At 44.9% G+C, this 12416-nt stretch carries 9 protein-coding genes; 3 read left to right on the forward strand and 6 right to left on the reverse strand.

The window, feature by feature from the left end:
- The first annotated feature begins 11 nt into the window (after positions 1–11).
- Positions 12–1067: a calcium/sodium antiporter gene (locus tag Q7A_RS09720; RefSeq protein WP_014707179.1), complete on the forward strand. Its 1056-nt coding sequence runs from the start codon at positions 12–14 to the stop codon at positions 1065–1067.
- Positions 1068–1124: 57 nt separating this feature from the next.
- Here the strand turns inward: Q7A_RS09720 and Q7A_RS09725 are convergent, their stop codons facing one another.
- Both Q7A_RS09725 and Q7A_RS09730 read right to left on the reverse strand, forming a co-directional pair.
- Positions 1125–2150: a M48 family metalloprotease gene (locus Q7A_RS09725; RefSeq protein ID WP_014707180.1), complete on the reverse strand. Its 1026-nt coding sequence runs from the start codon at positions 2148–2150 to the stop codon at positions 1125–1127.
- Positions 2151–2152: 2 nt separating this feature from the next.
- The gene (locus Q7A_RS09730; RefSeq protein WP_014707181.1) at positions 2153–2731 is read right to left on the reverse strand and encodes a LemA family protein; all 579 of its coding nucleotides are present in this window, start codon (positions 2729–2731) and stop codon (positions 2153–2155) included.
- Positions 2732–2877: 146 nt separating this feature from the next.
- Between Q7A_RS09730 and Q7A_RS15645 the strand changes: the two genes are divergently transcribed.
- Together Q7A_RS15645 and ettA are read left to right on the forward strand one after the other, a co-directional pair.
- Positions 2878–3012, forward strand: coding sequence for a hypothetical protein (locus Q7A_RS15645; protein ID WP_014707182.1), 135 nt, complete (start codon positions 2878–2880; stop codon positions 3010–3012).
- A 42-nt stretch (positions 3013–3054) separates the two neighbouring features.
- Positions 3055–4713, forward strand: coding sequence for an energy-dependent translational throttle protein EttA (gene ettA / locus Q7A_RS09735; RefSeq protein ID WP_014707183.1), 1659 nt, complete (start codon positions 3055–3057; stop codon positions 4711–4713).
- A 631-nt stretch (positions 4714–5344) separates the two neighbouring features.
- On the opposite strand, the gene Q7A_RS09740 is transcribed toward ettA, so the two are convergent.
- The 4 genes from Q7A_RS09740 to Q7A_RS09755 form a co-directional block, all read right to left on the reverse strand.
- Entirely contained in the window at positions 5345–6382 is a 1038-nt protein-coding gene (locus Q7A_RS09740; RefSeq protein WP_041354287.1) for an IS110 family RNA-guided transposase, read from the reverse strand.
- 94 nt (positions 6383–6476) lie between these two features.
- Complete coding sequence (locus tag Q7A_RS09745) at positions 6477–8177, reverse strand: NADPH-dependent assimilatory sulfite reductase hemoprotein subunit (protein WP_014707184.1); 1701 nt, start codon at positions 8175–8177, stop codon at positions 6477–6479.
- Positions 8177–9976: an assimilatory sulfite reductase (NADPH) flavoprotein subunit gene (locus Q7A_RS09750; RefSeq protein ID WP_014707185.1), complete on the reverse strand. Its 1800-nt coding sequence runs from the start codon at positions 9974–9976 to the stop codon at positions 8177–8179. Before Q7A_RS09750 ends, Q7A_RS09745 begins: the two co-directional genes overlap by 1 nt.
- Before the next feature lie 274 nt (positions 9977–10250).
- Positions 10251–12395, reverse strand: a complete 2145-nt coding sequence (locus Q7A_RS09755; protein ID WP_014707186.1) for an EAL domain-containing protein — start codon at positions 12393–12395, stop codon at positions 10251–10253.
- Positions 12396–12416: the final 21 nt, after the last annotated feature.

Here is a 12416-nt window from a genome sequence, read left to right on the forward strand (position 1 = left end):
AAGGAAAAAAGATGACGTGGTTGATGTTGGGTGCAGGATTAATTCTGCTGATCGTTGGTGCCGAATTACTGGTAAAAGGCGCCTCACGTTTAGCGACCAGTTTCGGGATCCCGGCTTTAGTAGTTGGTTTAACGGTGGTTGCGTTCGGCACCAGTGCCCCCGAAATGGCCGTCAGTGTCAAAGCGGCTTTTTCCGGGCAGGCTGAACTGGCAATAGCCAATGTAGTGGGCAGTAATATTTTTAATATTTTGTTTATTCTCGGTCTCGCAGCCTTAATCATGCCGTTGATGGTTTCACAACAATTGATCCGTCAGGACGTACCGATAATGATTGGCATCAGTTTTGTCGCTTTGTGGATGATTCAGGATGGCACCATTGGCAAACTTGAAGCAGCCTTTTTGTTAACAGGCGTCATTTTGTACACGGTGTTTCTGTTTTATCAGGGCAAAAAAACTGGGATTGATGCAACAGTTGAGGTAGAAAAGAATCCGGCACCGACCTGGCAAAATATATTGCTGATCGTAATCGGGCTTGCTTTACTGGTTCTGGGCGCGCGCTGGTTGGTTCAGAGTGCAGTGACGATTGCTTCGTCATTTGGTGTCAGTGAAGCCGTTATTGGCTTGACTATTATCGCTGCGGGTACATCACTACCAGAGGTCATGACTTCTGTCGTTGCGACCATCAAAGGTGAACGGGATATCGCGATTGGGAATGTGGTTGGCAGCAATATCTTTAATATTCTGGCCGTCTTAGGTTTGTCGGGTTTATTTTCACCTATCCCATTAGTGGCCAGCGAACAGCTAATGCAAATAGATATACCGGTGATGTTAGGTGTAGCGATTTTATGTTTGCCATTATTCTTTTTGGGAAGCACATTAAATCGATTTGAAGGTTTCTTATTCCTGGTGTTATACGTCGCCTATGTCTGGTTTACCATTGCAATGGCGCTTTCATTACCCTACCTGCCTCAATTGCAGGCCGGGCTAATCTATGGATTAGCACCACTGGTCTGCTTGTATGTCTTTTTCTGTCTGGTAAACGATTTATTACGCAGACGCTATAAATAGTTTATGGCCGATTCTCTCTCATTTCAAATACGAATGGTTTGGAGTGAGAGAGGATTATTATTGAGCAATCTGTTCTATCTCCGGCCAGCCGTTAATCTCCGGATCAAACCCGGGTTCCAATGCCTGAATTCGTTTTACCAAAGGGGGATGCGTTGACAGCATTCCAGACATTTTATTTGAAAGCTCGGCAAACATCATATGTCTGGCCTCTTCCAGTTCATCATGGTTGGCTTTGTTAGCACCTTGTTGACTGAGTGTACCTATTTTTTTTAACGCACCCGCTAACGCGACCGGATCTCCGGTATAGCGTGTGGCATCTGCATCAGCAAGATATTCACGTTGACGAGAGATAGCCGCCTGCATGATTTTGCCCATAAAAGCCCCCAGTAATCCCAACAGAATCAGAGCAATACCGATTAGCAATACCTGAGCACCGCTTTTTCTGCTGCCTCCACCAGAATGCATCAGAATCCGCCCGACAACGTAAAGCGCCATCAAGCCGTGGATTAAACCAATTACACGAAGATTGAGCCGCATATCGAGGTTTCGGATATGCGCAAATTCATGAGCGACTACCGCCGTCAATTCATCGCGATCTAATAATGTCAACGCGCCACGTGTCACGGCAATAGCCGCATTGTCAGGTGAACTACCCGCCGCGAAGGCATTAATTCCGGGTTCGTTTTCAATGATAAAAATCTGCGGTGTCTGAATGCTGGCGCCCAGCGCCACTTCCTCAACGATGTTTTGATAACGTGTAACCATGGGATCACCAGTTATCTCGTCAATATTGGTAGCTCCCAAAGCAACTGCAACCTTTGCTCCTTCACCGCCCATGGTGATAATTTTCCACACAGAGGTCAGAACAATTACCGTTGCAACGCCGGCAGCAACCAGCGCAAATAATTGCCAGTTAACCATTATCTGTTCGGTCTGATTAATGCTGTCGCCGGTCATTCTGACCGATGCCAGCGCGGCAATTACAGCGGCAATCAACGCCACAGAAAAAACAAACAAAGTCATCATCAGCCGACTTTGTTTACGGGCATTTGCACCAAGTTGATAGCTGCTCATTGCAGCCATCGTTAAAACTCAACCTTGGGGGCGTCTTGAATCGCTTCACGGTCATCAAACTCAAGTTCTGAGGCACGAGTAAAGCTGAACATATTGGCTAGAATATTGGTCGGAAAGGTTTCCAGAACATTGTTATATTCAAGCACCGTATTATTGTAGCCGCGGCGCGAGGCTGCCACTTTGTTTTCAATACTGGTCAGCTGTTCCATCAAATCACGGAAAGCACCATCTGCTTTCAGATCCGGATAGGCTTCTGATAACGCAAAGATACCACCCATTGCTTTTCCTAACACGCCTTCAGCCTGTCCAAGCGCCAGCATTGACTTTGCATCGCCCGAGTCAGTTTGATCACGCATTTTTTCTGCTTGATTGCGAGCTTCAATTACCCCATTAAGCGTTTCCTGTTCATGTTTGGCATAGCCTTTAACGGTGCTGACCAGCTGCGGAATCATGTCGTGACGTTGCTTAAGTGTAACGTCTATCTGTTTGAATGCATTTTGAAAGATATTGCGATGCCGGACCAATTTATTGTATTCAATAATCACATATAAAATCAGTAAGCCGACAATCCCTAGTAATACCCATTCCATATCTGTGCTCCTTTTTGGCTCTAACGAATTGATGGATCATCAATATGACAATCCACATTATCAAACAGCCTACTTTCTGGGAAATCTATAGTCTGCTCAGAATCAGTAAACCTGCATAATTATATTAATGCTGGCAACTATAGCAGATGAAACAGCTGCAAAATGGTAGTGGTTACGAAGCTGTTGATCAGGTGTATCTTGCTCCCCAAACCGGCAAGCTGATTTTAGGTGATGACTGCTTTTTCATCTCAGCCTGCCAATCCAAACCTATTTTCAGGTAGAATCACCGCTTCTACTGAACTCCTGTTTTATTGGATTTTAAAATGGCTCAATACGTATATAGCATGAACCGCGTTGGCAAAATCGTGCCGCCCAAACGCGAAATTTTAAAAGATATTTCCCTGTCCTTTTTCCCTGGTGCCAAAATTGGTGTATTGGGTTTAAATGGCTCTGGTAAGTCTACCCTGCTTCGCATTATGGCTGGTGAAGATAAAGATTATATTGGCGAAGCCAGACCAATGCCGAATATGAAGGTCGGGTATCTGCCTCAGGAACCTGAGCTGGATGACAACAAAACCGTTCGGGAAATCGTTGAAGAATCAGTATCTGATGTTAAAGCCGCTTTGGATGAATTGGATGCGATTTATGCAGCTTACGCCGAACCGGATGCAGACTTTGATGCGTTAGCCAAAAAACAGGGCGAGCTGGAAAACCTGATCACCGCCAAAGATGGTCATAATCTGGACAATGCCCTGGAACGTGCAGCGGATGCGTTACGCCTGCCACCCTGGGATGCCAAAGTCGCTGTGTTATCCGGTGGTGAGCGTCGTCGTGTTGCGTTATGCCGTTTATTACTCGATCACCCGGACATGTTATTGCTTGATGAGCCGACTAACCATCTCGATGCTGAATCGATTGCGTGGATTGAACGCTTTCTGCAGGAATATCCTGGTACTGTTGTTGCCATTACCCATGATCGTTATTTCCTTGATAACGCGGCTGGCTGGATTCTGGAACTGGATCGTGGTCGTGGTATTCCTTATGAAGGCAATTACTCTTCCTGGCTGGAACAGAAAGATCAACGTCTGGCCCAGGAATCCAAACAGGAAGCCTCACATAATAAAGCCATTCAGGCTGAATTAGAGTGGGTTCGTCAGGGAGCCAAAGGCCGTCAGGCAAAATCCAAGGCGCGTTTGAAACAGTTTGAAGAAATGAATTCAAAAGAATTTCAAAAGCGTAATGAAACCCAGGAAATCTATATTCCACCTGGCCCGCGTCTGGGCGATAAGGTCATTGAACTGCATAACGTCACTAAATCCTATGGCGACAAACTGTTGTTTGAAGATCTCAGTCTGACGATTCCACCGGGTGCAATTGTCGGCATTATCGGTCCTAATGGCGCGGGTAAATCTACCTTGTTCCGCATGATTACTGGTGAAGAAAAACCTGATTCCGGTGAAATCGAAATTGGCAGCACAGTGCAACTGGCTTATGTAAACCAGGCACGTGAACTGGATGGCAAAAAAACCGTATTTGAAGAAATAGCCGATGGTGCAGATATTATTACCGTCGGAAATTATCAAACCCTTTCTCGTGCTTATTGCGGCCGATTTAACTTTAAAGGTTCAGATCAGCAGAAGTTTGTGAAGGATCTCTCCGGCGGTGAGCGTAATCGTCTGCATATGGCGAAACTGCTTAAAGAAGGCGGCAACGTTTTATTACTCGACGAACCGACCAATGACCTGGACGTTGAAACTTTGCGGGCATTGGAAGAAGCCATATTGGCCTTCCCGGGCTCAGCTGTAGTCATTTCGCATGATCGCTGGTTTTTAGATCGGGTATGTACCCATATGATTGCCTACGAAGGTGATTCCAGTGTGGTGTTCTTTGAAGGTAATTACAGCGATTACGCCGAAGATTACCGTAAACGCTTCGGCAAGGATCATCAGCCGGAACGGATTAAATATCGTCGTATGAATTAGTTTGAATGATTAACCACAGAGACACAGAGATTTTTTATCCGCAGATTACGCAGATTTTCGCAGATATAAATATGCGCTTTAATGCGAACGTAGATTTGTTCCAGTAGTAGGTCGGCTTACGCTACGATAACTCGACCTACTATTTTATTGAATGGTAATCTGCAGGTTTGACAGATTCTCGCAGATTTTATTCGAAAGGGAATATCGGTTACTGAAACGTGCAGAGCTAAAAAGTTGATAGCAGGATAGTAGTCGAGAGACTCTAGCTATGATTATCAACCTTAAAGTCGGGTTACTTGCCTAAGCTAACCCGACTTTCTTTTCTATATCTTCTATCTATTAATCTGCGAAAATCTGCGTAATCTGCGGATAGGTTTCTTTCAAACCTCTGTGCCCTCTGTGTCTTATATGGACTCCCTCAATGTTGTCAATTAAGTTACGCGATTAAACGAGAATAGATGCGAGCTTATATACGGGCTCTGATTGAGTAGCGAACTCGGCCCTATCATGTATTCGCCCCTTCATGACTCATCTCTGTGGCGGCATGTATTGCCTTGACACAAAACAGTCTCTTGAAGGTCGGTCTTACCCGTTCACTAACGCCTTAATTGACCAACATATCCTGGACTTTCTATCCAGCCAGCAAAGCTGGCTGGTAGTCGGTATTCTTTTTCAGCATGGCATAAGCCGTTCTGACGGTCTTGTTAGCCAAGGCTATCGCCGTGACCTTCTTACCTCGGCGGTGGATTAATTGCTTTAACCATTGCTCTTTGATGGTTTTTGCTTCTCGCTTGTCCAAGCTTCGGATAACCGCTAATGCCCCTTCAAATAGGACACTACGCAGCTTTTTATCACCCGCCAACTTGCTAATAGAGCCGAGCTTTTCCTTTCCTCCAGAGCTGTGCTGTACTGGGGTGACCCCCACGCAGGCGGCCGCCTGTCGGGCATTGTTAAAATGCCCCGGCTGGCTCAGTGCCAGTTTCAACAGCATGGCGCCAACCGGACCGACGCCTTCTAAAGCGCTTAAACGACGGCACACCGGATCTTGCCTGACCGCTTCTTTGAAACGTTTCTCTAAGGCATCAACATGGGCGAAAAACGCTCTCAGTTGCTGGTATTGGTGGTAAAGCGCTTCACGGTAAAAATCCGGCAATCCATTTTCGGCGTCTTCTACTATTTCAGGCACACGTCGTAGCAACGCGGCATCGCCTTTATTGATCGGATGGCCTAGCTCCAGTAACTGATCGCGCAATTGCTTGGCCAGGGCAACTTTTTGCCGAACCGCCAAGTCGCGCATCATCGTGATACCTTGCTGACATTGCTCTTCCAGTGTGATGGTTCGGCTCGATTTGACTGCCGGTTGCAAGGCGGCCAGGCCAATCGCTATCGCATCATTGGCATCTGTTTTATGGCCTTGCAAAAACGCTTTTACCCGTCGTGCAGACATCGCTTTAATGCTGTGCCCGCATGTCTTGGCGAAACGTGCCCAGTAATGGGTTCCACCGCAGGACTCCATCGCTACTAGCGAGACAGGTTCGTTGACTAATAGCGCTATCAGCTTTGAGCGGTTAACTTGCTTATTCCAAATGACCTGTCCTCTGGAGGACAACTTGCACACCTGAAAAACATTTTTTGCGAGGTCTATCGCGATTACATTAGACTCAATCATGTATGGACTCCTTATGTGTAAAAGCAAGCTGCTAACTCGCTTATTACGTTATCCCCCCTAGGGGGAGGGAGTCCATACATCTCTGTGGTTTATGTCAATCTTTCAAAGGTTTATGCATCATCTCAGGTGTACGTTCAGCACCGAGAATGCCGACACGGATTAGAAAGTCGCCAAAATGCTCATCTTGCTCACGTTCGGCAGCAAACTGTTCGATCATCGGTTTCAGCGTATTCAGGATGGTGGTTTCATCCACATTTTCCAGATACAGTCGATTCATTCGCTGCCCACTGAAATCTGCTCCCAGATTGAGATTATAGCGACCTATCGCCTTGCCTGTTAACGCGATTTCACCCAGATAAGGTCTGGCACAGCCATTAGGACAGCCGGTAATTCGGATATTAATGAATTCTTCCGGCAAGCCGGCATCACTCATAATTTTTTCCAGTTTACTCAGAAATTCCGGAAGATAACGCTCTGACTCAGCCATTGCCAGGCCACAGGTAGGAAGAGCAACACAAGCCATCGAATTTAAACGTAATGCTGGACGTCGCTCTCCAATATCAAGTTGATACTGTTCGACCAGTTGCTCAATAACCGATTTTTGCTCAGGACTGATATTGGCAATGATCAAGTTCTGGTTACACGTCATACGAAACTCACCAGTATGAATTTTGGCAATTTCACGCAGGGCCGTTCGTAATTGCAGCGTTTCATTATCCACAATCCGCCCACTGTAAAGATATAAGGTCAAGTGCCATTGACCATCTTCACCCTGAATCCAGCCAAATCGATCTCCATTACGCAATAATTCATAAGGTCTGGCAGCTGCCATAGCTTCCCCATGATATTCGGTAAATTTTTCGTTAAACCAGTCAATACCGTGGTCATCGATGGTGTATTTAAAACGGGCGTGACCTCTGTTATTACGATCACCATAATCACGCTGAATAGCGGCAATCGCTTCACACACTTCAACAATTTTATCCTTGGTTACAAAACCTGCCATGGTGGCCAGGCGCGGAAAGGTTGCCGTTTCACCGTACGTCATCCCCATGCCACCACCAACAGCAACGTTAAAGCCAACTAACTCTTCATTTTCGATAATGGCAATTAACGCAATATCATTAGCCAACACGTCGCAATCATTTTCCGGAGGAATGGCGATGGCGATTTTAAATTTCCGGGGTAGATAACGCTCTCCGTAAAATGGCTCTTCGGCTTTTTCAGGTTGATAAACGCATTGCTCACCCAGCCAGACTTCAGCATAGGCTCCAGACTGCCAGCACAAATGATCACTGATAGCCTTTGAAATTTGATGAACTTCCGCATGTACTGACGATTGATGAGGATTGACGTTGGTCACCACATTACGGTTTACGTCGCCACAAGCTCCTTTGGTATCCAAATGCAAGGCATTGATCTGCTGCATTAGAGAACGCATATCTTGTTTCAGCACTTCATGATATTGAAATGTCTGGCGGGTGGTAATTCGTAGCGTACCATTTGAACAATCATCAGTAATCGCATCTAACCCCAGCCATTGCTGTGGTGTGACAACCCCACCAGGAATGCGTAGCCGAACCATAAAAGAATATAACGGTTCCAGCTTTTGCCGACGACGTTCATCACGTAGATCCCGATGATCCTGCATATAAGTGCCATGGAACTTGGTCAGTTTGGTGTCATCATCCGAAATTGCACCGGTGACGTTATCATCCAATCCTTCGGAAATAGTGCCACGAAGGTAGCGACTGTCGAGTTTGAGTTGTTCAGCTTCAGGTAATTTTGTATTCATTAGTACACATCACGTTGGTAACGTTTATCACGAGTCAGTTGACGCAGATATTCAGTAGCGTCTTCACGGTTTTTATTGCCCTGTTGACTGATAATATCAATCAAGGCTTCATTGACATCCGGTGCCATATTATCGGCGTCACCACAGACATAGATATGCGCACCGTCCTGCAACCAGTTCCAAATCTCAATGGATTTTTCACGAATGCGGTGTTGTACGTATATTTTCTCGGTCTGGTCGCGGGAAAAAGCGACGTCCAGGTGAGTTAACAAACCGGATTTACGCCAGGACAGCCATTCGGTCTGATAGAGAAAATCAGTCAGGAAATGCTGATCGCCAAAGAACAGCCAGTTAGGGCCACGAGCCCCTCGTTCTTCCCGTTCCTGCATAAAACTTCTAAATGGTGCTACACCGGTACCAGGTCCAATCATAATAATTGGTGCATCATCGTCTGCAGGCAATTTAAAGTTTTTATTTGCATCAATATAAACTGGAAGCATCGCATCTTCAGCTAAACGATCGGCCAACCAGGTTGAGGCTACCCCGCCTCGCTCACGGTTATGGGCGTTATAACGAACCGTTGCCACGGTAATATGGACTTCTTCATCTACCGCTGCCTGACTTGACGCAATGGAATATAATCTTGGCGGAAGTTTACGTAGCAATTTGGTAAAGCCGTTAGCATCGATTTCTGATAATGGGTAGTTTTGTACCAAATCCAGAACATCACGGCCACGGATCCAATCCGTCACAGCAGCTTTACTTTCCATCAGTTTATTGAGTTCATCAGACTGGGCCAACTCAGCCCATTTCTCGACAAGTGGGCGAGTTAATACGGTAATTTCCCGATGATGCAACAGGGCGTTCGTAAACGTTTCTGTTTGCTCATCAATTTCAACCGGACTATCCGCATCGAATCCCAGCTCATCAATCAGCATTGACACCAGATTGGGATCATTTTGTGGATAAACCCCTAAGGCATCACCCGGCTGGTATTGCAGTCCAGATCCTTCCAATGAAATTTCAATATGACGCACTTCCTTGCTGGAGCCACGGCCGCTAAGAAGTTGATTTTCAAGTAACGGTGCCGGAAATGGGTGTTTACGGTCATATTGTAAAGTCGAGACAGACGGGCTCATTCCAACAGAGGCAGAAGGCGGGGCAGCATTTGCCTGCATAGCGCTGGTTAGCGATGTGACAAAGTCTGCGATCCATTTCTCTGCTAAATCATCATAATCTACATCACAATCGACTCGTGGAATAATAGCCGTTGCTCCAAGTTTTTGTAAACGTTCGTCAAAGTCTTTTCCAGTCTGACAGAAATATTCATAACTGGAGTCTCCCAATGAAAGTACGCTGTATTTCAAGCCTTTTAAACCGGGTGCCTTACGACTATTGAGAAACTCATACATATCCATAGCATTATCAGGTGGCTCTCCCTCACCATGCGTAGAGGTTAATATGGCAAGATAATGTTCATTCTTCAGTTCCCTTGGCTTATACTCCGCCAGATCCCATACCGTGGCGTCGATACCATTACTATTTGCTTTTTCTGCAAGTTGTCCGGCGACTGCCTCAGTATTACCTGTTTGCGATCCGTAAAGGATTGTGAGCTTAATCGTTTGTTCGGACAATGATTGTGTGATTTCCGCAACAGCTGTTTTATTCTGGGCAGCACGATAGCCTGACAAATAACCGGAAAGCCAGTCCACCTGCCAACCTTCCATTCCTTGAAGAAGGTTATTCAGTTGCTGTAATTGTTCATCAGTTAATGGCGCGTTTGGCAACCTGATATTCATATTAGGGGGTTATCTCTTAAATTATTAACTGGAAAGACGGCATAAAATAACAAAAAAAACATATAAATAGAAACTATATATTTGTATTTTCATATAGCAAAAACAAATATAGCAACTGATTTCAAGCTCAGTTTAACGAAAAGTGGCTCAATGATAGTTTGTCCGGATTGAAAACAGATATATGCGTAAGTTATTCTGAATCAGAAAAAATTAACTGTGAACAACACCTTTTTATCTTCAGAGCAATAAACCCGGATGATTCTATAAATAACACTTAATCGCCTTTATACTGGATAAGATCAGTGTCGGCGTAAATGTACAAAGATTGTAGATCAACGTTAGTCATTAACTGGCTGGATGCCGTGCCGACAGTATATTCAATATTCAAATGAGGACTGACGGTAACATTATAATTTTTTACGGCTTTTGCCAGTATATCGAGATTATTATCACGAGGTTCGCAAAGAGTTAATATCACAAACTCGTTATCTACCAGTCTAGCGACTAACTCTGAATCGGTAAAAGTTTCTTTTAACAACTGAGAAAAATTAACCAACGCATCATCCCCTGCAGAAATGCCGTGCTTATGGATGATCTCCTTATAGTTAATCAAATCAAAGTAAAGCATAGTGATACCGATTTGTTGTGACACACAAATATTGATAAGTTTTGGTGCCCTACGCTCAAAAGCTTCACGGTTCAATAATCCAGTCAGCCTATCTTCATCAAGCAAGGGATTATAGTTAATTTCTTCTTCTGCCATTTCTGTCAGCTGTTTCAATAAGACCTTATCTTTCTCGGTAAAGGCTCTCGGTGTTGAGTGTTTCAAACATAAGACACCCAACTTCTCGCCTGACTTTGTACGAATTGTGTAGCCGGCATAAAAGCGTACATACGGTGCTGATGTCACCATAATGTTCTGCGCATAGTGTTTATCAACTAACGTATCGGAAATAACAAAAACATCTTCCAGCGCAATGGTTTGGTTACAAAACGCAATTGAACGCTCTGCTTGTCGTTGATTGATCCCTTGTGAAGATTTTATCCATTGTCGATTTTCATCAATCAGCGAAATCAGACTGATGTCCACATTAAATAAGTGCATAGCAAGCTTGGTCAATCTGTCATATCGATACTCCGGCTCACAATCCCGAAGCCCCACGCTATGCAGATGTTTGAGTCTTTGCAAATCAATATGTTCAGAAGCATTTTTTGACCATTCAATAAAAACTTCCGGAAGCATAGGGCGACCAATATAATAGCCTTGAGCTTGATCACAGCCCATTTTCCGTAATAACTCCAGCGCAGTATTATCTTCAATACCTTCTGCAGCCACCTGCATATTCAGACTGTGGGCAAGCTCAATAATAGCCTTGATAACCAGTCTTGATTCGCGTGAATCCGCAGAAGTCATAACAAAGGTTTTATCCACTTTGACTTCTGAAAAAGGCATACGAACCAAAGCCAACATCGACGAAAAACCGGTGCCAAAATCATCTATGGATAAGCGAAAGCCTCGAAGACGTAGCTGGGTCAGAATATCCAGAGACATCACTGGATCGTCCATCGCAGCCGTTTCAGTTAACTCCAGAATTAATTGTTCGGGTCTGATATGGTGGGTATCACAGAGTGCCTCAATTTGCTTAAACAACTTGAGATTCTTCAGTGAAGCAGCAGAAATATTCACTGAAAGTAATAAATCACGATTTTGATTACTTACCGCATAATCAACTGCTTGCAGTTGATTTAGAAAAGGCAAAGCCTGTTCAAAAACCTGCAAGGTTAATCTGTCAATAAGTCCATTCTGCTCGGCTAAAGGAATAAATTTTTCCGGGGAAATAAAGCCCTTTTCTGCGTGCTGCCAGCGTGCAAGCGCTTCAAGGCCAGTTAGCGTGCCACTGATACAGGACACTTTTGGTTGATATACCAGATAAAGTTCACCTGCGTTAATCGCTTGTTCCAGCTCATTGACGGTAAGGGTATTAGCCTCGTTTTCGGCACGCAACTGTTGACCAAATTTGTTATCAGCTGTATCAGCTGTGTTGATGGATTCAGCGTTGATCAAATCCCGGAAAGCTTTGGGATTAAAAGGCTTGGGAAGGATCCCCAGAACATTAAGACCATGTGCACCAGCCGAACGTGCTGCAGCATGTAATAGCTGCTGCCCGGCACCACTGGTGATAATTAACTGGGCATCGATTTGCATACGGCCCAGTTCCCCAAGCACTTCTACACCATCCATATCCGGCATAATCAAATCAATAATCAGATATTGTGGTTTCCAGTCACTGATGATCTCCAGAAAACTTTGAAAGTCGGAGGTTATTTTGGCTGACAGACCGATAAATTCAGCGACATTGGCAATTGCTCTTGCAGTGAGATTGTTGTCATCCAGAATGAGTACTTTTAATTCGGTCATCGCCCCAGACTAATCTTGGTT

Source organism: Methylophaga nitratireducenticrescens (genome assembly GCF_000260985.4).
In the GTDB taxonomy this organism is placed as follows: domain Bacteria; phylum Pseudomonadota; class Gammaproteobacteria; order Nitrosococcales; family Methylophagaceae; genus Methylophaga; species Methylophaga nitratireducenticrescens.

Bases quoted from the DNA above. Each gene is read 5' to 3' on its own strand.
- Q7A_RS09745 (WP_014707184.1), bottom strand. From the start codon at position 8,177: ATGAATACAAAATTACCTGAAGCTGAACAACTCAAACTCGACAGTCGC.
- Q7A_RS09720 (WP_014707179.1), top strand. From the start codon at position 12: ATGACGTGGTTGATGTTGGGTGCAGGATTAATTCTGCTGATCGTTGGT.
- Q7A_RS09725 (WP_014707180.1), bottom strand. From the start codon at position 2,150: ATGGCTGCAATGAGCAGCTATCAACTTGGTGCAAATGCCCGTAAACAA.
- Q7A_RS09750 (WP_014707185.1), bottom strand. From the start codon at position 9,976: ATGAATATCAGGTTGCCAAACGCGCCATTAACTGATGAACAATTACAG.
- ettA (WP_014707183.1), top strand. From the start codon at position 3,055: ATGGCTCAATACGTATATAGCATGAACCGCGTTGGCAAAATCGTGCCG.
- Q7A_RS09755 (WP_014707186.1), bottom strand. From the start codon at position 12,395: ATGACCGAATTAAAAGTACTCATTCTGGATGACAACAATCTCACTGCA.
- Q7A_RS15645 (WP_014707182.1), top strand. From the start codon at position 2,878: ATGAAACAGCTGCAAAATGGTAGTGGTTACGAAGCTGTTGATCAGGTG.
- Q7A_RS09730 (WP_014707181.1), bottom strand. From the start codon at position 2,731: ATGGAATGGGTATTACTAGGGATTGTCGGCTTACTGATTTTATATGTG.
- Q7A_RS09740 (WP_041354287.1), bottom strand. From the start codon at position 6,382: ATGATTGAGTCTAATGTAATCGCGATAGACCTCGCAAAAAATGTTTTT.